Here is a 22867-nt window from a genome sequence, read left to right on the forward strand (position 1 = left end):
GGGAAAGGGCACTTGTCCACAGCCGTTTGGGCGGGTTTTGACGCCAAACGCGCGATCCGCCCTGTGGACTACCGGCCGGGCTCCGCCCGGCGTGCCAGATCGTTCATGGTCCTGGCCTGGAGCTCCCGCTCCGTCGCGGCCCGGACGAACTCCGCCACGTGGTCGGGGCCCACCAGGTCCTGCACCGCCCGTACCGTCCCGGCCGGCAGCGCCACCGGCGAGGCACCCGACGGCTGGGGCGTGCCCGCCGCCCCCAGGTGCCGCTGCAGGTGGCGGGTCGCGAAGAGCCGCATCGCCCGCGCCAGCTCCGCGTCCACGGTCTGCTGGGCCAGCGGGCGCAGCCGCCGCACCATCGTCGCCGCCTCCGCCGCGTCCGCGTCCGTGGGCGGCACCTGCCCGAGGTAGCGCGCGAAGACGTGCTCGGTGGTGAACTCCAGGAACCGCGAGGCGATGTGCTCCACCTGCCCGCGCAGTTCCCGCAGGTGGCCGGTGATCGCCGGCAGTGGCACCCCGGCCGCGTACAGCTCGGCGGCCACCGCCAGCTCCTGCGGGGAGGGCACCAGGAACTGGTCCGGGCGCCCGGGGATCCGCTCCAGGACCCCCAGCTCGCACGCCTCGCCCACCGCTTCGTCGTCCGGCCGGCCGCCGAACCGTTCGTTCAGCTCCTCGCGGCTGATCCGCGCGGCCTCCTCGTCGGTCCACGGCCCGTGCACCTCGGCGACCAGCCCGAGTACGCCTCCCAGTCCGCGTCCCGCGTCCCAGGCCTCCAGCAACTCCTTGATGGAGGCCAGGGTGTAGCCGCGGTCCAGCAGGTCAGCGATCTGGCGCAGCCGCGCCAGATGCGTGTCCCGGTAGACGTTGGAACGGCCGCGCCGCTCCGGCTTGGGCAGCAGCCCGCGGTCCTGGTACGCCCGGATCGTGCGCACCGTCGCTCCGCTGTGGTGCGCCAGATCCTCGATCCGGTACTCGGCTACCGCCTGATCGGACAATCCCGGCTCCCTACGACATCGCGGCTCGGCCGACCGCGCCCGCCGGGGCCCGGACGGCAGGTGAAGCCGCAACGTACTCGACCGCCCTGCGCAGCGAGCCCTCCTGCGTGGGATGGTACGACCGCCGGAAGTAGGGGGGTATGGCCGTGCCAGGCTCTCTCCACATGGGCGGCAGGACCCGGCGCGGGGCGCTCGGGCACGAGCCCGCGCTCACAGCCTGGGCTCCAGCCGTGCGATGCGCCGCAGGGCGCGCGGGGCGTAGCGGGACATCCACAGGGCGCCCTTGGACTCGGGAGTGACCGGCACGACGGCCTCGTTGCGGACCACGGCGCGCAGGATGGCGTCGGCGACCTTCTCCGGCGGGAAGTTGCGCAGCCCGTACAGCCGTGAGGAGCGTTCCTGGCGGCGCTTCTCCTCGGCCTCGTCCACCCCTGCGAAGCGCGAGGTGGCGGTGATGTTGGTGTTGACGATGCCGGGGCAGATCGCGGAGACGCCGATCGACTTCGACGCCAGTTCCGCGCGCAGGCACTCCGAGAGCATGAGCACCGCGGCCTTCGAGGTGCTGTAGGCGGGCAGGGTCCTGGAGGGCAGGTAGGCCGCGGCGGAGGCGGTGTTGACGATGTGCCCGCCCTGGCCGCGCTCGGCCATCTGCTTGCCGAAGATCCTGCAGCCGTGGATGACCCCCCACAGATTGACGTCCAGGACCTTCTTCCAGTCCTCGGCCGTCGTGTCGAGGAAGGCTCCGGACAGGCCGATCCCGGCGTTGTTGACCAGGACGTCCACGATCCCGTACTCGGCGGCGACCTTCACCGCGAGCTTCTCCATCGCCTGCTCGTCGCTGACGTCCACGCACTCGGCCCAGGCCTCGGCGGCCCCCACGAGGCGGGACATGTCGGCCGTGCGCGCCGCGCCCTCGGCGTCGCGGTCGACGGCCACCACCCGGGCCCCGGCCTCGGCGAACGCGAAGGCGGTGGCCCGCCCGATGCCGCTGGCCGCTCCGGTGACCAGGACCAGCTGGCCGCCGAAGCGGTCGGCGTACCGGCCCGGGGCCCTGCGCTCCGGTGCCCGCGTGGCCGGTTCCTCCCGGGAGGTGACGAACTCGGTGATCCAGGCGGCCAGCTGGTCCGGCCGGGTGCGGGGCACCCAGTGCTTGGCGGGCAGGGTGCGCCGCAGCAGGTCCGGGGCCCAGTGCTCCAGGCCGTCGTAGAGCCGCTCGGACAGGAAGGAGTCCCCGGTCGGGGTGATCAGCTGCACGGGTACGTGGGCGTACGCGTCGGGGCGCGGCCGGCGCAGCCGGGACCGCACGTTGTCGCGGTAGAGCCAGGCGCCATGCGCCGCGTCCGAGGGCAGCGAGTCCGTCGGGTACGAGCCGGCCGGAAGGTTTTCGACGCGCTGGAGGATCGACGGCCACCGCCTGCCGAGCGGCCCGCGCCAGGCGAGCTCCGGGAGGACGGGGGTGTGCAGCATGTAGACGTACCAGGACTTGGCGCCCTGGCCGAGGAGCTGCGCGGCCGCGCGCGGGGTGGGCCGCGCCATCCGCTTCTTGATCCAGTGGCCGAAGTGGTCGAGGGAAGGCCCCGACATCGAGGTGAAGGAGGCGATCCGGCCCTCGGTACGGGCGACCGTTGCGAACTCCCAGCCCTGTACGGAGCCCCAGTCGTGGCCGACCAGGTGCACGGGCCGGTCCGGGCTGACCGCGTCCGCCACCGCCAGGAAGTCGTCGGTCAGCTTCTCCAGGGTGAAGCCGCCGCGCAGCGGCTGCGGCGCGGTGGAGCGCCCGTGGCCGCGTACGTCGTAGAGCACCACGTGGAAGCGGGCCGCGAGCCGCTCGGCGACCTCCGACCAGACCTCCTTGCTGTCCGGGTAGCCGTGCACCAGCAGCACGGTCGGGCGGTCCGCCTCACCGAGCTCGACGACCGACAGCTCGACCCCGCCGGTGCTCACCCGGCGCTCGCGCGCCCCCGCGAGTCCTGCCACTCCTGCTCCGCTCATGTCGCTCATGCTGCCTTCTCCTCGGCCCAGCGCCGCACGTGCGGCAGGTCGTCGTCCAGCCAGAACGCGCTCTCCTCGGGATCCCGGGAGTCGGTGACGACCAGGATCTCCTCGAACTTCGCGCCGGTGCCCCGGAACCCCAGGTGCGGCTCCACCGCCCACAGGCCGGGCTGCGGCGGGTGGTCGGAGAAGTGGTACGGGCTCCACAGCGGGGACCAGCCCTCACGGTGCCCGTGCAGGGCGTCACCGGCCAGCCCCTTGAGGGACTGGGTGCCGAACCCGAAGGCGGTCGGCGACCAGCGCCGCTCCTTGACCCGGTCGATCTTGTGCGCGATCACGCCGAACGGATAGGCCCGGTGCCGGTTGGCGTACCCCTGCCGGGTCATCAGCCGCTCGACGTTCTCGTAGATCTCGCGCAGGGAGCGGCGCTCCCGCACCTGCTCCAGGATCAGTACGCGGTGGGCCTGGAGGTCGGACATGAGGCGGTCCTGCACCGGATTCAGCCCGAGGCTGCCCGAATATCCGATGTCGGCCGCGTAGCCCTTGAAGACCGGTGCCATGTCGAGGATGAACGGCATCCCCGGCTCCAGCTTCCGGTTCGTCGGGAAGAACTGCAGCGGGATCGTGAAGTTCGCGAAGGCGGTGCGGTCCCCGAACCAGGCGAAGGGCAGGTGGAACCAGTCCCGCACGCCACGGTCGCGCAGCCACTGGCGCTGCATGCGGGCCGCCTCGCGCTCGGTCACGCCGGGCCGCAGCTGGGCCGCGACGGCCTCGGCGCACTCGTACGAGAGGCGCTGCACCTCTCTGAACCCGCCCAGATCGGCGGAGAGTCGTCCGGAGAGTCGCGCGGTGCGTTGCTTGGTGTCCCCAGCCATGTCAGCCCGTCCATCCGTCTAGCCGTACGCGCCCGTAACTTGACACTGATGAATGTGACAATGACTGGAGATCACGTCAAGGGTCGTGCACAGACCTGTGGATAAAGTTGTCCGGTCCACATCAGCCTCCAGTACGGGTACGTACGCCTCAAGGCGGAGACGGGATCCCACTCAAGGTCTGACGCTTCGCGAGAGCTCCGCCACTAACGTCGAACCCGTGACTGTCATCGCGACCGAAAGCCTGAGCAAGCGGTACCCCCGAGTGACCGCCCTCGACCGGCTCTCCCTGGACATCGGGCCTGGTGTGACCGGCCTCGTGGGTGCCAACGGAGCCGGCAAGTCCACGCTGATCAAAATCCTGCTGGGACTGTCCCCCGCCACCGAGGGCAGCGCCGCCGTGCTCGGCCTCGACGTCAAAACGCATGGCAGTGCCATCCGTGAACGCGTCGGCTACATGCCCGAGCACGACTGCCTGCCACCCGACGTCTCGGCCACCGAGTTCGTCGTCCACATGGCGCGCATGTCCGGGCTGCCGCCCACCGCGGCCCGCGAGCGCACCGCCGACACCCTGCGCCACGTCGGGCTGTACGAGGAGCGCTACCGCCCCATCGGCGGCTACTCCACCGGCATGAAGCAGCGCGTCAAGCTCGCCCAGGCCCTCGTCCACGACCCCCAGCTGGTGCTCCTCGACGAGCCGACCAACGGCCTGGACCCGGTCGGGCGTGACGAGATGCTCGGCCTGATCCGCCGCGTCTACACGGACTTCGGCATCTCCGTCCTGGTCACCTCCCACCTCCTCGGCGAGCTGGAGCGGACCTGCGACCACGTGGTGGTCGTCGACGGCGGCAAGCTGCTGCGCTCCAGCTCCACCAGCGACTTCACCCAGATCACCACGACCCTCGCGGTCGAGGTCACCGACTCCGACACCCACCCGGACGGCACCGCCGCCCTGCGCAAGGCGCTCACCGAGGCAGGCGTCATCCTGCACGAGGGCAGCGAGCAGGGCCTGCCCGGCGCCGGCCACATCCTCCTCGTCGAGGCCTCCGGCGAGCACACCTACGACACCGTCCGCGACACGGTCGCCGACCTGGGTATCGGCCTGGTCCGCATGGAGCAGCGCCGCCACCACATCGCGGAGGTCTTCCGCGACAGCGACCAGCCCGCGTACTCCGTCCAGCAGAAGGGAGCCGGTTCCGATGGCGCCTGAGACGTCGACCCAGATCCACAACATCGGCTACCGGTCCTACGACGGGCCCCGGCTCGGCCGTGCCTACGCCCGCAAGTCGCTGTTCTCGCAGTCCCTGCGCGGCGCCTACGGACTCGGCCGCTCGGCCAAGTCCAAGGTCCTGCCGATGATCCTCTTCGCGGTGATGTGCGTCCCCGCGCTGATCATCGTCGCGGTCGCCATCGCGGTGCCCGGCTCCACCGACCTGCCGATCAAGTACACGACGTACGCCCTGACCACCCAGGTGATCATCGGCCTCTTCCTCGCCTCACAGGCGCCGCAGTCCGTCTCCCGGGACCTGCGCTTCAAGACGGTGCCGCTCTACTTCTCGCGGCCCATCGAACGCGTCGACTACGTCGTGGCCAAGTACGCGGCCATGGCCTCGGCCCTGTTCATCCTCACCGCGACTCCGCTGCTGATCATGTGGATCGGGTCGCTCCTGGCGAAGTTCGACTTCGCCCACCAGACCAAGGGATTCGGGCAGGGACTCGTGTCGGTTCTGCTGCTGTCGCTGCTCTTCTCCGGTCTCGGCCTGGTCATGGCCGCGCTCACCCCGCGCCGCGGGTTCGGCGTCGCCGCGATCATCGCGGTACTCCTGATCCCGTTCGGCGCGGTGACCGCGGTCCAGGGGATCGCCTACAGCACCGGGAACGCCGGAGCCGTCGAGTGGATGGGCCTGTTCTCCCCGATCACCCTCATCGACGGCGTACAGACCGCGTTCCTCAACGCGACCTCCGCCTTCCCCGGCGGCGAGGGTCCCTCGGCCGGCGCCGGTGTCGTCTACCTGCTAGTCGCCCTCGGCCTCATCGCCGGCTCCTACGCCGCCCTGATGGCCCGCTACCGGAAGGCCGGGCTGTGACCACCATCGACATCGACCACACCTCCCGCTGGTTCGGGAACGTCGTCGCCGTCAACGACGTGACCATGAGCATCGGACCCGGTGTCACCGGGCTCCTGGGTCCCAACGGCGCAGGGAAGTCCACCCTCATCAACATGATGGGCGGCTTCCTCGCCCCCTCCACGGGCACCGTCACCCTCGACGGCGCGCCGATCTGGCAGAACGAGCAGGTCTACAAGCAGATCGGTGTCGTGCCCGAGCGCGAGGCGATGTACGACTTCCTCACCGGCCGGGAGTTCGTCGTCGCCAACGCCGAGCTGCACGGCCTCGACGATGCGGACGCCCAGCGGGCGCTCGCCACCGTCGAGATGGAGTACGCCCAGGACCGCAAGATCTCCACCTACTCCAAGGGCATGCGCCAGCGCGTGAAGATGGCGTCAGCCCTCGTCCACGACCCGTCCGTACTGCTCCTGGACGAGCCGTTCAACGGGATGGACCCGCGCCAGCGCATGCAGCTGATGGACCTGCTGCGACGCATGGGCGACGAGGGACGCACCGTCCTGTTCTCCTCCCACATCCTGGAGGAGGTCGAGCAGCTCGCCTCGCACATCGAGGTGGTCGTCGCCGGCCGGCACGCCGCTTCCGGTGACTTCCGCAAGATCCGGCGCCTGATGACGGACCGCCCGCACCGCTACCTCGTCCGGTCCTCCGACGACCGGGCCCTCGCCGCGGCCCTGATCGCCGACCCCTCCACGGCCGGTATCGAGGTCGACCTGAAGGAGGGTGCGCTGCGCGTCCAGGCCGTCGACTTCGGCCGCTTCACGGAACTGCTGCCCCGTGTGGCCCGCGCGCACGACATCCGGCTGCTGACGGTCTCGCCCTCCGACGAGTCCCTCGAGTCGGTCTTCTCCTACCTCGTCTCGGCCTGAAAGGAGCTGGCACCCATGTACGACCCCACCGTTGCCCGGCTTACCTACCGGGCCCTGCTCGGCCGTCGGCGCGCGCTGATCCTCTTCGCGCTGCCCGCCCTGCTGATCGTCATCGCCCTCGCCGTCCGCGCCTTCGCGGGTGTGGACGACAAGGTCGCTGCGGACCTCCTCGGGGGCTTCGCCCTCGCCACCATGGTTCCGCTGATCGGCGTCATCGCCGGCACCGGCGCCATCGGCCCGGAGATCGACGACGGCTCGATCGTCTACCTGCTCTCCAAGCCGCTGAAGCGCCCGACGATCATCATGACCAAGCTGATCGTGGCGATCGCCGTCACCATGGCCTTCTCCGCGATCCCCACCCTGATCGCCGGGTTCATCCTCAACGGCAACGGCCAGCAGATCGCGGTCGCCTACACGATCGCCGCCCTCGTGGCCTCGATCGCCTACAGCGCACTGTTCCTGCTGCTCGGCACCGTCAGCCGGCACGCGGTCGTCTTCGGTCTGGTCTACGCCCTGATCTGGGAGTCGCTCTTCGGCAGCCTGGTCTCCGGAGCCAAGACCCTCAGCGTCCAGCAGTGGGCCCTGGCCCTTGCCGAGAAGGTCGCCGGAGACGGGTACGTCGACGCCACCGTGGGCCTTCCCACCGCCGCGATCCTGCTGACCGTGGTCACCGTCGGCGCCACCGTCTACGCGGGCCAGAAGCTGCGCCGCCTCACCCTGGCCGGCGAGGAGTAAGTCCCGCCGCAGCGCCTGCGAAACAGTGCCCCGCCCGGCCCACCGGCCAGGCGGGGCACAGCTTTGCGGGTCATCATCGGTGCATGATCGAGCACACCGAGCCGGAGCCGTCCAGGCCCCTGCGGTCCTGGATACGCTCCTCGCCCGGGACGCACATCTGGCTGCTGATCATCGCCGTCACCAGCATCGTCGTCGTGATCGCACCCGACCGGGTCGAGCACGTTCTGCTCCACCGCAACAGCAGCAACATCCACCAGCTCGTCCAGCACCCCGTACGGGCGCTCCTCAGCAGCGCGTTCTGGATCGAGAACCCGGCCTCGCTCGTCCTCTACGCCCTTCTCTTCGAGCTGTTCTACGCGCCCGTCGAACGCTGGCTCGGCACGCAGCGCTGGCTCCTGATCGTGGCGAGCGCCCATGTCATCGCCACCCTGGTCAGCCAGAGGATCCTGCTGATGGCCATCGAGGACCACCGGGCCCCGCGCAGCATGACCCATGTCGTCGACATCGGCGTCAGCTACGGGCTCGCGGCCGCCGTCGGTGTCCTCACCTACCGGCTCCCCAGCCCCTGGCGATGGTTCTACCTGGCCGGAGCGGTCACCTTCTTCGGGCTCCCCCTCGCCACCGGCGGTACCTTCACCGACCTCGGCCACGCCATCGCGCTCTCGGTCGGCCTGCTCGCCTGGCCGCTCACCCGCCACGATGTTTCACGTGAAACACGACCCCGTTTCACGTGAAACGGCGTCGTGTTTCACGTGAAACATGCCTAGTCGGTCTCTGCTTTCGCCACGCCGTGCTCCCATGCCCACGCGGCGATCCCCACCCGGTTCCTGGCCCCGATCTTGGCCTGGACGTTCGCGATGTGGGTCTTGGCCGTCCCCGCGCTGATGAAGAGCTCCGCCCCGATCTCGGCGTTGGTCAGCCCCCGTGCCACCAGGCGCACGATGTCCAGCTCCCGCTCCGTCAGCGGATGCGGCGCGCGACGGGCGACGGGCCCCGCCTCCGTCAGCCGGCTCAGCAGCCGCACCGTGATCTGTGGACTGATCAGCGTGTCCCCGGCCATCGCCGCCCGGACCCCCTCGATCAGCAGGGCCGGCCCGGACCGTTTGAGCAGGAACCCGCAGGCCCCGTTGCGCAGGGCGGTGTGCACGTACTCGTCCAGGTCGAAGGTGGTCACCACCACCACCCGGGTCTCGGGGGCCAGCAGACGGGTCACCTCCAGCCCGTCCAGCCGTGGCATCCGGATGTCCGCCAGCACCACGTCGGGCCGCAGTTCCCGGGCCAGCGCCACCGCGCGCTCCCCGTCCGCCGCCTCCCCCACGACGGTCATGTCCGGCTGGGAATCGAGGATCAGCCGGAAACCGCTGCGTATGTCCTCTTGGTCATCGGCTATCAGGATGCGTGTGGTCACTCGGCCATGATCACCCGGGAAGGGGCTCCTCCGCCGGGAAGACGGCGTGAACCCGCCACCCGCCGTCCGCGTCCGCCCCGGCCCGCAGGTGCCCGCCCGCCGCTTCCACCCGCCCGCGCAGGCCGGCCAGCCCGGTGCCGCCCCGCCTCCGCCGTGCCAGCAGCCCTCCCGCGCCCCGGGGCGCCGCGGAATTGGCCACGCTGAGCTCAATGCCCGCCCCGGCCCGGCGTACGGCGACCTGCACCACGGCGGCTCCGGGCGCGTGCCGGCGTACGTTCGTCAGCGCCTCGACGGCCACCCGGTACGCCGTGGTGTCCGCCTCGCGCGACAGCTCCCGCAGGGCTTCCGGGTCGGCGTCCAGTGCGCCGCCCTCGAACCGCTCTACCAGCTCCGGCAGTTGGGCCAGGCCCGGAACCGGGGTCGTCGGCCCGCCCGCGGCCTCCTGCAGCGCGTGCACCGTCCGGTCCATCGAGGCCAGTGCACTCAGCCCCGCCGTCTCGATCCGCTCCAGCGCGCGGACCGCGTGGCCGGGGTCCTGCGCCGCCACGAAGCGGGCCGCCTGGGCCTGAACCACGATGGCGCTCACGTCGTGCGCCACGAAGTCGTGCAGGTCCCGGGCCAGTTCCAGCTGCTGGTCGCGCCGCGCATCCCGTACGGCCTGCCGCATCCGGCCCGCCTGGCGGCGCAGATAGCCGCCGGCCAGCACCGCCCCCAAGGCGGGCAGCGCCCAGAACGCCGCCGCCCCGCAGGCTTCCAGCCACGATCCCCTCTCCCACACCAGCGGGACGGGCCACAGCGCCACGGCCGCTACGCCGAGGGCGCCCGCGACGGTCGCGGAGCGCACCGGCGACCAGCGGGCCACCAGGGCCAGCAGGAGAAGCAGAGGAGCCTCCCAGAGCAGCAGCCACGACGGGGACACCCGCAGGACGGCGGCGGCCATGCCGACCAGCGCCGCCGCAGTCAGCAACGGGGCATACACGGCACGAAGGTTGACGGTCATGAGCCGACCTTACGAGCGCACGACGCCGTCCGGCCATCTGCCGGTCGGCACAGACGCGCCGACCGGGCCGGGCCGCCGACCTGCTGATCGGCGGATGGTCGCGAACGCCTCGGCCGACGAGGCTTGAGTCATCAACCAGCCTCTCCCGGACAGGACTTGGACCATGACCGCCCACGCTGTCGCACACGCTTCGGGCACCGTGCCCGGAGTCTCCCCCCGGCTTCGCCGGCTCGCCGGACTCGCCTCGCTGACGGTGCTCCCCAGCTGTGTCTGGCGGCTCGTGGTCGCGGCGGGCGTGCCCATGGGCTGGGGCCCGGGCAGCGATCTGCACCACGCGTACTACCCGGGCCGGGCATCCCTGGTCCTGATCTTCGTCAGCGTCTTGCAGGAGTGCCTGGGCCTGCTGAGCCTCGGGCTGGTCCAGCGCTGGGGCGAGGAGCTGCCCCGCTGGATCCCCTGGGCGGGCGGACGCCGGTTCCATCCCCTGATGGCGGTGGTGCCCGCGGCGCTGGGCGCGATCGCGCTCACCGGCATCACGCTCCTCGGCGCCTCGACCTGGAACGAGGTCAACGCCGCGAATCCCGATGCGCCCACCGGGCCGGCCCTGTGGATCTTCAACCTGTCCTACGTGCCCCTGCTGCTCTGGGGTCCGCTGCTGGCCGTCCTCACCGTCGCCTACTGGCGGCGCCGCCGGATTCACGGCTGATGCGCAGAAATTCGCTGGTACGGGACTTCCGCCCGGGGCAGAGTGAGTCGTGCGGGGAGCAACAAAAGGTCCGGGACAGCCACTTCGAGCGCGCCTCGCGGCGCGGGCTGTCCCGGACCTCTCGTACGTCCGTACCGGTTACGCGGCGCCCAGCAGACGCTCCAGCACCACCGCGATGCCGTCCTCCTCGTTGGAGGTCGTCACCTCGTCGGCCACCGCCTTGAGCTCCGCATGGGCATTGGCCATCGCCACCCCGTGCGCGGCCCACCCGAACATCGGGATGTCGTTGGGCATGTCGCCGAAGGCGATCGTCTCTGCCGCCTTCACCTTCAGCCGGCGCGCGGCCAGCGACAGGCCGGTCGCCTTGGTCAGGCCGAGCGGCAGTATCTCGACGATCCCGGGACCCGCCATGACGATGTCGACCAGGCTGCCGACGGTCTCCCGGGCCGCCTTGACGAGCGCGTCGTCGTCGAGCTCCCGGTGCTGGATGTAGAGCTTGTTCAGCGGAGCCGTCCACACCGCGGCGGTGTCCTCCAGGTAGAGGGCCGGGAGGCCCTCCTGCACCTGGTACCCGGGCCCGAACAGGACCTCGCCGTCCACCCCGTCCCGGCTGGCCGCCAGCGCCAGCGGACCGATCTCGGCCTCCAGCTTCGCCAGCGCCAGACCGGCCAGCTGCCGGTCCAGCGTCACCGAGGTCAGCAGCCGGTGCGCACCCGCGTCGTAGACCTGCGCGCCCTGCCCGCAGACGGCGATCCCCTTGTAGCCGAGATCGTCCAGCACGTGCCGGGTCCAGGGCACGGCACGGCCGGTGACGATGATGTGCGCCGCGCCCGCCGCGGTGGCCGCGGCGAGCGCCTCACGGGTACGTTCCGAGACGGTGTCGTCACCACGCAGCAGCGTGCCGTCGAGATCGGTGGCGACGAGCTTGTACGGGAACGGGGCCGGGCTCACTTGTTGATCGGCTCCAGGACCTCGCGGCCGCCGAGGTAGGGGCGGAGCGCCAGGGGCACCCGTACCGAACCGTCGGCCTGCTGGTGGTTCTCGAGGATCGCGACGATCGTGCGCGGAACGGCGCACAGGGTGCCGTTGAGCGTGGACAGCGGCTGGGTCTTCTTGCCGTCGCGGTAGCGGATCGACAGGCGGCGGGCCTGGAAGCTGTTGCAGTTCGAGGCGGAGGTCAGCTCGCGGTACTTGCCCTGGGTCGGGATCCACGCCTCGCAGTCGAACTTGCGCGAGGCGGAGGCACCCAGGTCACCGGTGGCGACGTCGATCACCTGGAACGGCAGCTCCAGGCTGGTCAGCCACTGCTTCTCCCACTCCAGGAGGCGCTGGTGCTCGGCCTCGGCCTCCTCCGGCGCGACGTACGAGAACATCTCGACCTTGTCGAACTGGTGGACGCGGAAGATGCCGCGGGTGTCCTTGCCGTATGTACCGGCCTCGCGGCGGAAGCACGGCGAGAAGCCGGCGTACCGCAGCGGCAGCTTGTCGGCGTCGATGATCTCGTCCATGTGGTACGCGGCGAGCGGGACCTCGGAGGTGCCGACCAGGTAGTAGTCGTCCTTCTCCAGGTGGTAGACGTTCTCCGCGGCCTGGCCGAGGAAGCCGGTGCCCTCCATGGCGCGCGGGCGTACCAGCGCGGGGGTCAGCATCGGGATGAAGCCGGCCTCGGTGGCCTGAGCGATGGCCGCGTTGACCAGCGCCAGCTCCAGCAGGGCGCCCACACCGGTCAGGTAGTAGAAGCGCGAGCCCGAGACCTTGGCGCCGCGCTCGACGTCGATGGCACCCAGCGATTCGCCGAGCTCCAGGTGGTCCTTGGGCTCGAAGCCCTCGGCGGCGAAGTCGCGGATCGTGCCGTGCGTCTCCAGGACGGTGAAGTCCTCCTCGCCGCCGACCGGCACGTCCTCGTGGACGATGTTGCCGAGCTGCAGGAGGAGCTGCTTGGCGGCGGCGTCGGCCTCGTTCTGCTCGGCCTCGGCGGCCTTGACGTCCTGCTTGAGCTGCTCGGCCGTCTTCAGCAGCTCGGCCCGCTCCTCCGGGGAGGCCTTCGGAATGAGCTTGCCGAGGGACCTCTGCTCATTGCGCAGTTCGTCGAAGCGCATGCCTGAGGACCTGCGGCGCTCGTCGGCGGAGAGCAGTGCGTCGACGAGGTCGACGTCCTCTCCACGGGCGCGCTGCGAGGCGCGGACACGGTCAGGGTCTTCACGGAGCAGCCGGAGGTCAATCACCCCTCCAGGCTACCGGGCTGGGCTTCCTGGGATCACACCGATATCACGCTGCGTGTCGCTATGTCCTAATTGCAACGAATGGATAAGTCTTGATCGGTGACCGGAAGTGCCCCTTCTCGGGCCGTCAATAAAACCGGCCCCATTCCCCGAAAAGGGGCACAATGCCGACAGCCGGGCGGGCCCTGAGCAGGGCCGGAGGCGGTTCTTGTCCACAGGAATTACCGCGGCCGGCATCTTATCCACAGGCTGTGTGCTGCATCTGTGGACACAGGAATAGATCATTCCTGATCGGTCGATGGCCGAGGCGAATCAGGGTTCAAACCGCCCTCACACACTCATTCGGGTGGGAATGGCTCGCCCCAAAGAGTTGATCGGTGATACGGGGGTGACACCGTTCACCTTCCGCCCCCCAGCGCGAAACCTGGGCCACCCGACCGATTTGTCGACCTTGTCGTGCCACTCTGTCGACTTGTCCCCAGGTCCCCATCCCATCCTGTGGATAACTCTGTGGACAGTGGGACGGGGCAGTGGACGAGCCCTACGCCCGGCCGTCGAGGCAACGAGTCAGCCAGTCGGAGGCGTCCGTGAAGTCACCGTCGGAGGTTCCGGCCCGAGGCGCCCTGACATCACTCTGAGCGACGCCCGCGCGCGGGTAGGACCCGAGGAAGCGGACCTGGGGACAGGTCCGCTTGAGGCCCATGAGCGCCTCGCTGACCCGCCGGTCCGAGATGTGGCCCTCGGCGTCGACGGCGAAGCAGTAGTTGCCGATGCCCTGTCCCGTTGGACGGGACTGGATCAGCATCAGGTTGACCCCGCGGACCGCGAATTCCTGGAGGAGCTCCAGCAGCGCACCCGGGTGGTCGTCGCCGAGCCACAGCACGACGGAGGTCTTGTCGGCGCCGGTCGGCGCGGCGGGCCGCGCGGGGCGTCCCACGAGCACGAACCGGGTCTCGGCGTTCTCCGCGTCGTGGATCTCGGTGACCAGCGGGACGAGCCCGTACGTGGCCGCGGCGAATTCGCCCGCGAAGGCGGCGTCGAAGCGGCCCTCCTGGACCAGCCGGGCGCCGTCGGCGTTCGAGGCGGCCGACTCCCACACCGCGTCGGGCAGGTTCGCCCGCAACCAGTTGCGCACCTGGGGCTGGGCGACCGGGTGACCCGTCACGGTCTTGACGTCCGACAACGACGTCCCGGGCCGCACGAGCAGCGCGAAGGCGATGGGCAGCAGCACCTCGCGGTAGATCATCAGCGGCTCGCCCGAGGCCAGCTCGTCGAGGGTGGCGGTGACCCCGCCCTCGACCGAGTTCTCGATCGGGACGAGTGCGGCGGCCGCCTCGCCGTTGCGCACGGCGTCCAGGGCGGCCGGAACCGACACCATCGGGATGAGCTCCCGGGTCGCGGCTTCCGGCAGGGTGCGCAGGGCGGCCTCGGTGAAAGTGCCCTCGGGACCGAGATACGTGAAGCGGGTGGCTGACATGTGATCAGCGTAATGCCGGGGTCCCGCCCACCGGAGTCCTGTTCATCCTTCGAGCAGCCGCTGTCCCACGTATTCGCCGCTGCGGGGGCCGGGCGGAACCGCGTACAGACCACTGGACTCGTGCCGGATGAACTCCGACAGAGCGTCCCCGCGGTCGAGCTTGCGCTGTACGGGTACGAACCCGCGCAGCGGATCGGCCTGCCAGCAGACGAAGAGGAGCCCGGCGTCCGGGGCGCCGTCGGAGCCGATCCCGTCGTGGAAGGAGAAGGGACGGCGCAGCATGGCCGCCCCGCCGTTCTGCTCGGGGGCGGAGATCCGGGCGTGCGCGTTGGACGGGATGACCGGCTTGCCGTCGGCGCCGAACTTGTCGAGCGCCATCTCGGTGGTCTCCGTGCCGCCGGTCAGGGGCGCACCGGTGGCCTTGGTACGGCCTATGACCTGCTCCTGCTGGGCGAGCGACTGCTTGTCCCAGTCGTCGAGCAGCATGCGGATGCGCCGTACGACGGCGTACGAGCCCCCGGCCATCCAGGCGTGCTCGGCCGGTCCGGGGCCCGCTGCGGGGACGAAGATCCGCTTGTCGAAGTCGGGCTGCGAGGGCTTCGGGTTGCCGGTGCCGTCGATCTGGCCCATGAGGTTGCGGGCGGTCATCGGGGTGCCGGTGGCTCCCGGGGAGCGGTTGAAGCCGTTCATCTGCCAGCGGACGCGGGCGGCGTCCCCGGCGTCCTTCTGCAGGGCGCGCAGGGCGTGGAAGGCGACGAGTCCGTCGTTCGAGCCGATCTGGACCCACAGGTCGCCGTTGCTCCGCTGGGCGTCGAGCCGGTCGGAGGAGAAGTCCGGCAGCGGGTCGAGGGCGGCGGGGCGGCGGGCGGTGAGGCCGGTGCGCTCGAAGAAGGAGTGGCCGAAGCCGAAGGTGACGGTGAGGGAGGACGGGCCGGCATCCAGGGCGATGCCGCTGTCGGAGGTAGCCGAAGGCTCGCCCGCCATGAGCCGCCGTGCGGTGTCCGACCACCGTCGCAGGAGTGCGGAGGCCTCGGTACGGCCCGCCCCGGGGGTGAGATCGAAAGCGACGAGGTGCCCCTTGGCCTGCAGGGGCGTGGTGATGCCGGCCTGGTGGTCCCCGTGGAAGGCCACCTGGGTGGCGCCGAGGGAGGACAGGCTTCCGGCGGCGCCCGTGGCGGAGCCGCTCCCGGAGTCGGCGAGCGCGGAGTGCGCGAGGGCGCCACCGGCGGCGCCGAGCGCGAGTCCGGCGGCGCCCGCGGCGCCGACGGTGCCCAGCAGCCTGCGCCGGGAGATCTCGATGTCGGGGTTGCTGTCGGTCACGCTGGTCAGCCGATCTTCACAGTCTTCTGCACGGTGGTCTGGTCGATGTCGGAGGTGCGGACGGTCACGTCGATGCGCCATTCGCCTGCGAGCGGGAGCTGGACGCCGGATGCGGTCCAGTGCCCGGGGGCGGCCTGGTCGGGGACGAGCGGCAGGGGGCCGATGTCCTTGGCCGGCAGGGTGAAGGCGACCTTGATCTCGGGGAGGTCGAAGGGCTTGCCGTCGCCGGAGTCGGCCCAGAGGTGAAGGGTGTTCGCACCGACCCGGCCCGGGTCGAGCTCGAGCCGGACGGACCCCTTGCCGTTCTGGCCGCCGGTGTCGAACGGCAGGGTGATCTTGACGGCGCGGTCGGGGACGGCGGTGGCGCTGGAACCGCCGCGGCCGGCCCCCTGCTCCACGGTGCGCCCGGGCTCCGTGCTGGTGAGAACCGTGGTGACGGCGAGCAGGATCACGGCGATGCCCGCTTCGGCGAGGACGGAGCGGCGCAGGCCGGCCCGGTGGGGATCGGCGTCACGGACCCTTTTCTCGCGCGCGTTCTCACGGGCGGCGCGCTGCCGGGCGAGCTGCGCGGCGCGCTCCGGATCCGCCGGGACGGTGACGGGCTCTGTTTCACGTGAAACATCGGAGCCGTCGAGGTCGTCGGAGGTCTCGGAGCTTGTTTCACGTGAAACATCGCCCGGCTTGCCTGCCTCCGTGGCCGGTGCGGCGGCGTCCAAGGCTGCCTCGGGGGTGTCGGCGAGCCGCGCGGTCCACTTCCGGGACAGGTAGGCGGCGCCGAGGAGGACGGCGACCAGGCCGACCTTCACGAGCAGCAGCCGCCCGTAGTCGGTGCCGGTGAGGGCCGACCAGCTGCCGAGCTGGCGCCAGGACTGGTACGCGCCCGTGACGGCGAGCACCAGGACGCTGACGAAGGCGACCGTGGAGAAGCGCCGGACAGCCGCGCGTTCGATCCCCGGGACCTTGTGGAGGGCGACGAGCAGCGCCGTGAGACCGCCGAGCCAGGTGGCGACGGCCAGCAGGTGCAGGATGTCGGCCGGCATGGCGATCCCGGGCTGGATACCGGTGGAGGCGTGCTCCGAGAGGGCCCACGTGGCCGCGATGCCGCCGGCGACGACGGCGCCGCCGATGGCCAGACCGAAGGTGAGGTCGCTGGTGTCCCCGGCTTCCTCGGACGCCTCCGTGTTGGCCTCCTCCTCGGGGCCGGCACCCTGCAGGCGGCGCGCGTAGACACCGAAGAGGACCGCGACGAAGAGAGCGGCGGCGCCCAGCAGGAGCAGCCGGGAGACGAGCGAGGCGCCGGTCTTGGTCTCCAGCACGGCCCTGAGCCCGTCGAGGTCGAAGGCGTCGGCGAACTTCCCGGATCCCGTGTACGGGGTCCGGAGCACCAGCATCACGAGGGTGGCGACGGTCAGCGTGACCCAGGCGCGCACGACGAGCTTCTGGAGCGGCCGTTCGGCGGCGCCCCGGCGCCAGCACAGCAGGATGAAGGCGGCGCCGCCCACGAGGACGGTGAAGCCGGCGTAGGCGGCGTAGCGCGCGATCCCGTACGCGATGCCCACGGGTCCGCCGCCCGCCTGCGCGGTGGGCAGCGTGACATCGGTGGCCGAGGGCGCGCCGATGGAGAAGGTGAAGGCCCCGGAGATCGGATGGCTGTCGGCCGAGACGGCCTGCCAGGCGACGGTGTAGGTGCCGTCGGGCAGGCCGGTGTGCAGGGCGGTGCCGTAGCGCACGGTGTTCCCGCTGCACATGTCGCGCAGCTCGCCGGTGTCCACCCGCCTGCCCTGGGGGTCGAGTACGCGGATGGAGTCGTCGCCCATCGCGACCTGCTCCGAGAAGGAGAGCGTGACCTGGGCGGGGGCCGTGGCGACCACCGCCCCGTCCTTGGGGTCGCTCGCGGTGAGTGCGGCGTGCGCCGCGGCCGGTGAGGCCGCGGTGAACAGGGTTGCCAGCAGGGCTGCGAGGACCAGCGCGAGCCGTGGCAGGAATGCCGTGGCAGGGGCGCGGGCCGCGGAGGGGGCGGTGGCCGTCATGGCGTGTCAGTTCCTCGGTCCGTCAGTGGGCTTGGCCAGCCGTGGATTTCGGATTCTGTGCGTCGTACGTCCGTTCCTTGACATCCAGCTCGACCTTGACGGGGCCGGCCTTCTCGAAGCGGAGCTCGACGGTGACCTTGTCGCCGACCTTCGGAGTGCTCTTGAGCCCCATCAGCATGATGTGGCTGCCGCCGCGCTCCAGCCGGAGTTCACCGTTCGCCGGCACGTCCATCGACTGGACCTGCTGCATCTTCTGGTCCCTGGTCTCGTGGACCTGGAGATCGCCGGAGAGAGGGGAGGTGGCGCCGGTGAGCTTGTCGGCGGTCCCGGTGTTGTTCTTGATGACCATGAAGGCGCCGGCCATCTTGTCGTTCACGGGCTGGGGCATGAACGCGCCGCTGACCGCCATCTTCGGCTCGCTGTCGCCGGAGCAGCCGGACAGGGCCAGGGCCGCCGTCAGGGAGAGGGCGGCGGCGAGGGTGCGGGTGGTGCGGGCGTTCACGGGTTCTCCCCCTTGATGAGCTTCGGCAGGTCCTTGGCGTAGTCGTCGACGGTGGTGCCCTCGCCGTAGAGCACGTAGCCCTCGTCGGTCTTGGGCGAGAACGCGATGACCTGGGCGCCGTGCATGGAGACGACGTTGCCGTTGTCGTCCTTCTTGGCTGCCTCTATACCGATGCCGAGCGTGCGTGCGGCGGCTTGGATGGCGGCGAAATCCCCGGTGAGTCCGATGAAGGACGGGTCCTGCCCCTTGAGCCATGAGCCGAGGGCCTCGGGAGTGTCCCGTTCGGGGTCGGTGGTGACGAAGACGACCTGCAGGTTGTCCTGGTCGGCTTGGGGGAGTGCCTTCTTGGCGACGGCGATGTTGCTCATCGTCAGCGGGCACACGTCGGGGCAGCTCGTGTAGCCGAAGTAGATCAGCGTCGGCTTGCCCTTGGTCTGCTCACGCAGGTTCCACGGCTTGCCGGTGGTGTCCGTGAGGACGAGCTCCGGCTTGTTGAAGGGGCGGTCCAGGACGGTCGCGGCCTTGGCGTTGCTCTGGCCGCCCGCGATCTGGGTGACCGAGCCGGTCTTGGCGGACTCACCGCCGCAGGCGGTGAGGGTGAGGGCGGCCGCTGCGAGGAGAGCGGCGGCCGTCACACGTGTGGTGCGCATGGAGAGGAGTCCCTGGGATCGGGGATGGTTCGGATGCGGAGCGGTGGCGCCGACGGGCGCCGCAGGTCAGGCGGAGCGGCGACGCGAGGCGACGCCGAAGGCGACCCCGCCGAGTCCGATGACGATGCCGGCGATGCCGAGGACGCGCGCGGTGGTGTCGGAGCCGTGCTCGGCGGCGGCCTCGTCGTGGCCGTGCCCGGCGTCCTTCTCGGCGTTCTTCGCCTCGTCGGTCTTGGCGGCGCCGTGGTGGTCGTCGCCCTTCGCGGCGGTCAGCTTCAGGACGGGCGCCGGCGTCTGCGGTTCCGCGGCGCCTTCCTTGGCCTCCTCGATCCAGCGGACGACCTCGCCGTTGTCATAGGTCTGGATGGACTTGAAGACCATCTGGTCGGCGCTCTCGGGCAGCTTGCCCACGGAGACCGGGAACTGCTGGAACTTCCCGGGCTCGATCTTGCCGCCGGTCCAGGTCACCTTGGTGACGACCTCGTTCACCTGCTTGCCGTGCACGGTCAGCGGCTTGTCGAGCTTGGTCTTCTCGACGGTGGACGTCCAGCCGGGGATGTCCTGCGGCATGACGGACGTGAGCGGCTGGTCGACCGGGAAGTTGACCTCGAGCTGGGTCGTCGAAGCGTTGTCGCGCTCGTTGGGGACCTTGAAGTTGAGCGTCGCGTAGCCACCCTTGGCGGCCTCTCCGACGGGCTGCACGCCGACGTGCGCGAAGGCGGTACCGGACAGGACGAGGACGGTGCCGGCGGCGAGGGCGGCGGCGAAGGAGACGCGAGAGGTCTTCATGGCAGAAACACTCCACGGAAGCAGTGGTGACGGTGGATCCGCGCACGGGCGCGCACGGAGTTCGCGGCACCGGTGCTCCCACCGTGTGTCCCGGGGAGGAGGGTGCCGCGTCAGGCTGCGAGGGCGAGGGCCGTGGGCGGCCCGCGCCTGATCACCGTGTGCTGGAGTGCTTCCCGGCCGGTGCAGGCGGCCGGGTCGGCCCCGGTGCGCAGGGTCCGCGGGAGCCGGGCGGGGGCGCCCGGAAGACCGGCGCCGAGGGCCCGTACGAAGGCCAGTGCGGCGCGCAGCGGGCGTACCGGGGCGGCTTCGGCGGAGAGCCGGGACAGTTCCACGAGCCGGAAGAGTGCGGCGTCGCCGCGGCCGAGCAGCCAGCCGGCGGCGAGCGCGGCCAGCAGGTGGCCGATCAGCATGGCCGGGCTGAACAGGCCGGCCGCAGGCGCCGACGTGGCGGCCTGGGCCACGTGCGCGTGGGCGCTGTGTCCCTGCGCGGCGACCTGCCCGGCCTGTGCGACCTGCCCGGCCTGCTGGGCCAGGGCGGCCGGGTCCAGGCCCGCGGCCTCCACGATCTGCCGGGCGTCGGCCTGGCTGAGCGGTACGGAGTTGCCCCCGCAGACCAGCCGGGCGGCGAGCGCCGCGAGCGAAGCGTCGGAGGTGCCGGCCGGTGCCGGCGCAGCCACGGTGCTGTGCTGGCCGAGGCCGAAGAGAGCGTGCAGGGCCAGTTGACCGGTGGCGAGTCCGGCGGCGATGCCGGGCAGCGTGCGCCGGCGGCCCGCGAGCGCGGCCGCGACGGCGAAGACGGCGAGGAAGCCGGCGCACAGGGACCACCAGGGCACGGCGGCGCAGGACGCCAGCGCGTGCCCGGCCGCGGACAGCACGACGCAGACCGCGGTGAACACCGCGGCCCGGATGAGCCGGAGGCCGGCTCCGGCGTGCGTCGCGTGGGGGTCAGACATGGCCGGGCCATCATCGCACTGCGCTTGGGGCGTCCATACGGCAGGTCCGGAAGGTCCGTATGAGTCCTCTCTGCGCACACCGGCCCGGCCCGGGCGGGTGCGCGCCTCCGGGAGACATACACCGCTCCCCGGGAGAGCCGCATCGGCCGAACGAGGGCAATGCGGTCCCGGACGGCCGCAGGGCGCTTACGGCCCCCCGCGGGCGGCAATAGGTAACCGTATGAGCATCTGGTGGTCTCTCCACTTGAGGCGCGAAGCCGCGAGCGTGCCGCTCGCCAGGCGACTGCTGCTGGGGACCATGGAGACCGCGGGGGTGGACCCGGACATCTCCTTCGACCTCTCGGTGGCCCTGAGCGAGGCGTGTGCGAACGCCGTGGAGCACGGCGGAGGCGGTGACCTTCCGGACGAGACCGCGGCCTACCACGTCACGGCCTACCTGGACGGGGACTGCTGCCGCATCGAAGTGACCGATTCCGGCCCGGGGTTCCCGCCCGCGACGGAGGCCCGCCGCAGACCCGCCCTGGCCGAACACGGCCGGGGCCTCGACCTGATCGCCGAACTCGCCGACCACGTCCGCTTCCTCAACCGGCCCGGCCGCGGGGCGGTGGTGAGCTTCGACAAGATGCTCAAGTGGCGCGACGACGCGCTGCTGAAGGTGTCCTAGACACGGTGATGGGCGGGACCCCGCAGGGAATCCCGCCCACCGAAGCGAACCGGCGCGGGCGTCAGCCCTTGAGGCGCGCCATCCAGGCCTCGACCTCGGTCGAGGAGCGGGGCAGCCCGGCCGACATGTTCCGGTTGCCGTCCTCCGTGACGAGGATGTCGTCCTCGATCCGGACGCCGATGCCGCGGTACTCCTCGGGCACGGTCAGGTCGTCGGCCTGGAAGTAGAGACCCGGCTCGACGGTGAGGCACATGCCCGGCTCCAGGGTGCCGTCGACGTACGCCTCGGTGCGCGCGGCGGCGCAGTCGTGGACGTCCATGCCGAGCATGTGGCCGGTGCCGTGCAGGGTCCAGCGGCGCTGCAGGCCCAGCTCCAGGACGCGCTCGACCGGGCCCTCCAGCAGACCCCACTCGACGAGCTTCTCGGCCAGCACGTGCTGCGAGGCGTCGTGGAAGTCGCGGAACTTCGCACCCGGCTTCACCGCGGCGATGCCGGCTTCCTGGGACGCGTGGACCGCGTCGTAGATCTTGCGCTGGATGTCGGTGTACGTGCCGTTGATCGGCAGCGTGCGCGTGACGTCGGCGGTGTAGAGGGAGTGCGTCTCCACGCCGGCGTCGAGCAGCAGCAGGTCGCCGGAGCGGACGTCGCCGTCGTTGCGGACCCAGTGCAGGGTGCAGGCGTGCGGGCCGGCGGCGCAGATCGAGCCGTAGCCGACGTCGTTGCCCTCGACGCGGGCGCGCAGGAAGAAGGTGCCCTCGATGTAGCGCTCGGAGGTGGCCTCGGCCTTGTCCAGGACCTTCACGACGTCCTCGAAGCCGCGGACGGTGGAGTCGACGGCCTTCTGCAGTTCGCCGATCTCGAAGGCGTCCTTCACGGCGCGGGCCTCGGAGAGGTAGACGCGCAGCTCCTCGTCGCGCTCCTTGGTCACCTTGTCGGTGAGGGCGGACTCGATCACGGAGTCGTGGCCGCGGACGCACCGGACCGGACCCTCGGCCTCGGTGAGGGCCCCGGCGAGCTCGCGCACGTCACTGGCGGGAATGCCCAGGAGCTGCTCGGCCTCGGTGAGGGAGTGCCGGCGGCCGACCCACAGCTCGCCCTGGCCGGACAGCCAGAACTCGCCGTTCTCCCGGTCGGAGCGCGGCAGCAGGTAGACGGTGGCGGTGTGCCCGGCCGCCCCGGTGGGCTCCAGGACCAGGACGCCGTTCTCGGTCTGGTCGCCGGTCAGGTACGCGTACTCGGTCGAGGCGCGGAAGGGGTACTCGGTGTCGTTCGAGCGGGTCTTCAGACGGCCGGCGGGCACGACGAGGCGCTCGCCGGGGAAGCGCGCGGACAGCGCGGCGCGCCGGTCGGCGGTGTGCCCGGCCTGGGCGATGGGCTCCAGGCCGTGCAGCTCGGTGTCGGCCCAGCCGGTGCGCATGCTCTCGGCGAGTTCGTCGCTGACGCCCGGGTACAGACCGTTCTTGCGCTGCTTGTGCGTCTTCTTGGGCTGCTCTTCTTCCGGGGTCTCCGGGGTGAGCTCGTCAGCCACGTCTTCTCCTCAGCTACGACCGTACGGACCTGGGT

The 22867-nt window shown here is 71.1% G+C and carries 22 protein-coding genes; 7 read left to right on the forward strand and 15 right to left on the reverse strand.

Annotated elements, in window-relative coordinates; translation table 11 throughout:
* Positions 1–68 precede the first annotated feature (68 nt).
* The 3 genes from RIU97_RS20605 to RIU97_RS20615 form a co-directional block, all read right to left on the reverse strand.
* Positions 69–989 carry a MerR family transcriptional regulator gene (locus RIU97_RS20605; protein ID WP_401610250.1) on the reverse strand — a complete coding sequence of 307 codons (921 nt, stop codon included), beginning with the start codon at positions 987–989 and terminating at the stop codon, positions 69–71.
* 210 nt (positions 990–1199) lie between these two features.
* Positions 1200–2990 carry an SDR family oxidoreductase gene (locus RIU97_RS20610; protein ID WP_404958855.1) on the reverse strand — a complete coding sequence of 597 codons (1791 nt, stop codon included), beginning with the start codon at positions 2988–2990 and terminating at the stop codon, positions 1200–1202.
* Entirely contained in the window at positions 2987–3856 is an 870-nt protein-coding gene (locus RIU97_RS20615; RefSeq protein WP_404958857.1) for a M24 family metallopeptidase, read from the reverse strand. The genes RIU97_RS20610 and RIU97_RS20615 overlap by 4 nt, the downstream gene beginning before the upstream one ends.
* 217 nt (positions 3857–4073) lie before the next feature.
* Between RIU97_RS20615 and RIU97_RS20620 the strand changes: the two genes are divergently transcribed.
* The 5 genes from RIU97_RS20620 to RIU97_RS20640 all read left to right on the forward strand — a co-directional run bounded on the left by RIU97_RS20620 (position 4074) and on the right by RIU97_RS20640 (position 8317).
* A complete protein-coding gene (locus tag RIU97_RS20620) occupies positions 4074–5063 on the forward strand; it encodes an ABC transporter ATP-binding protein (RefSeq protein ID WP_404958859.1) in 990 nt (329 codons plus the stop codon).
* Positions 5053–5940 (forward strand): ABC transporter permease, encoded by an 888-nt coding sequence (locus RIU97_RS20625; RefSeq protein ID WP_404958861.1) that lies wholly within the window; start codon positions 5053–5055, stop codon positions 5938–5940. The genes RIU97_RS20620 and RIU97_RS20625 overlap by 11 nt, the downstream gene beginning before the upstream one ends.
* Positions 5937–6848: an ABC transporter ATP-binding protein gene (locus RIU97_RS20630; protein WP_404958863.1), complete on the forward strand. Its 912-nt coding sequence runs from the start codon at positions 5937–5939 to the stop codon at positions 6846–6848. Before RIU97_RS20625 ends, RIU97_RS20630 begins: the two co-directional genes overlap by 4 nt.
* 15 nt (positions 6849–6863) lie before the next feature.
* Positions 6864–7583: an ABC transporter permease gene (locus RIU97_RS20635; RefSeq protein WP_404958865.1), complete on the forward strand. Its 720-nt coding sequence runs from the start codon at positions 6864–6866 to the stop codon at positions 7581–7583.
* A gap of 83 nt (positions 7584–7666) precedes the next feature.
* Positions 7667–8317 (forward strand): rhomboid-like protein, encoded by a 651-nt coding sequence (locus RIU97_RS20640; RefSeq protein ID WP_404958867.1) that lies wholly within the window; start codon positions 7667–7669, stop codon positions 8315–8317.
* A 29-nt stretch (positions 8318–8346) separates the two neighbouring features.
* Here the strand turns inward: RIU97_RS20640 and RIU97_RS20645 are convergent, their stop codons facing one another.
* A complete protein-coding gene (locus tag RIU97_RS20645) occupies positions 8347–8991 on the reverse strand; it encodes a response regulator (protein WP_404958869.1) in 645 nt (214 codons plus the stop codon).
* Between the two features lie 10 nt (positions 8992–9001).
* The gene (locus tag RIU97_RS20650) at positions 9002–9991 is read right to left on the reverse strand and encodes a sensor histidine kinase (RefSeq protein ID WP_404958871.1); all 990 of its coding nucleotides are present in this window, start codon (positions 9989–9991) and stop codon (positions 9002–9004) included.
* Between the two features lie 163 nt (positions 9992–10154).
* Between RIU97_RS20650 and RIU97_RS20655 the strand changes: the two genes are divergently transcribed.
* Complete coding sequence (locus RIU97_RS20655) at positions 10155–10697, forward strand: hypothetical protein (RefSeq protein ID WP_404958873.1); 543 nt, start codon at positions 10155–10157, stop codon at positions 10695–10697.
* A gap of 138 nt (positions 10698–10835) precedes the next feature.
* Here RIU97_RS20655 and RIU97_RS20660 read toward each other — a convergent pair whose 3' ends face one another.
* The 9 genes from RIU97_RS20660 to RIU97_RS20700 form a co-directional block, all read right to left on the reverse strand.
* Entirely contained in the window at positions 10836–11648 is an 813-nt protein-coding gene (locus tag RIU97_RS20660; RefSeq protein ID WP_404958875.1) for an HAD family hydrolase, read from the reverse strand.
* Positions 11645–12922, reverse strand: a complete 1278-nt coding sequence (gene serS / locus RIU97_RS20665) for a serine--tRNA ligase (RefSeq protein ID WP_404958877.1) — start codon at positions 12920–12922, stop codon at positions 11645–11647. The genes RIU97_RS20660 and serS overlap by 4 nt, the downstream gene beginning before the upstream one ends.
* A gap of 538 nt (positions 12923–13460) precedes the next feature.
* Entirely contained in the window at positions 13461–14396 is a 936-nt protein-coding gene (pheA, locus tag RIU97_RS20670; RefSeq protein ID WP_327414957.1) for a prephenate dehydratase, read from the reverse strand.
* A gap of 42 nt (positions 14397–14438) precedes the next feature.
* The gene (gene efeB / locus RIU97_RS20675) at positions 14439–15716 is read right to left on the reverse strand and encodes an iron uptake transporter deferrochelatase/peroxidase subunit (RefSeq protein WP_404958880.1); all 1278 of its coding nucleotides are present in this window, start codon (positions 15714–15716) and stop codon (positions 14439–14441) included.
* A 5-nt stretch (positions 15717–15721) separates the two neighbouring features.
* On the reverse strand, positions 15722–17746 hold the full coding sequence (locus tag RIU97_RS20680) for a copper resistance CopC/CopD family protein (RefSeq protein WP_404958882.1): 2025 nt from the start codon (positions 17744–17746) through the stop codon (positions 15722–15724).
* 22 nt (positions 17747–17768) lie between these two features.
* The gene (locus RIU97_RS20685; RefSeq protein WP_404958884.1) at positions 17769–18248 is read right to left on the reverse strand and encodes a copper chaperone PCu(A)C; all 480 of its coding nucleotides are present in this window, start codon (positions 18246–18248) and stop codon (positions 17769–17771) included.
* The gene (locus RIU97_RS20690) at positions 18245–18898 is read right to left on the reverse strand and encodes an SCO family protein (RefSeq protein WP_404958886.1); all 654 of its coding nucleotides are present in this window, start codon (positions 18896–18898) and stop codon (positions 18245–18247) included. Before RIU97_RS20690 ends, RIU97_RS20685 begins: the two co-directional genes overlap by 4 nt.
* Positions 18899–18964: 66 nt before the next feature.
* Positions 18965–19687, reverse strand: a complete 723-nt coding sequence (locus tag RIU97_RS20695; protein ID WP_404958888.1) for a YcnI family protein — start codon at positions 19685–19687, stop codon at positions 18965–18967.
* A gap of 110 nt (positions 19688–19797) precedes the next feature.
* Positions 19798–20640 (reverse strand): hypothetical protein, encoded by an 843-nt coding sequence (locus RIU97_RS20700; RefSeq protein ID WP_404958890.1) that lies wholly within the window; start codon positions 20638–20640, stop codon positions 19798–19800.
* Positions 20641–20860: 220 nt separating this feature from the next.
* Between RIU97_RS20700 and RIU97_RS20705 the strand changes: the two genes are divergently transcribed.
* Positions 20861–21304: an ATP-binding protein gene (locus tag RIU97_RS20705; protein ID WP_404958892.1), complete on the forward strand. Its 444-nt coding sequence runs from the start codon at positions 20861–20863 to the stop codon at positions 21302–21304.
* Between the two features lie 61 nt (positions 21305–21365).
* Here the strand turns inward: RIU97_RS20705 and RIU97_RS20710 are convergent, their stop codons facing one another.
* Positions 21366–22832, reverse strand: coding sequence for an aminopeptidase P family protein (locus tag RIU97_RS20710; RefSeq protein WP_404958894.1), 1467 nt, complete (start codon positions 22830–22832; stop codon positions 21366–21368).
* Between the last annotated feature and the right edge of the window lie 35 nt (positions 22833–22867).

The sequence above is a fragment of the Streptomyces sp. 147326 genome, from assembly GCF_045000215.1.
GTDB lineage: Bacteria > Actinomycetota > Actinomycetes > Streptomycetales > Streptomycetaceae > Streptomyces.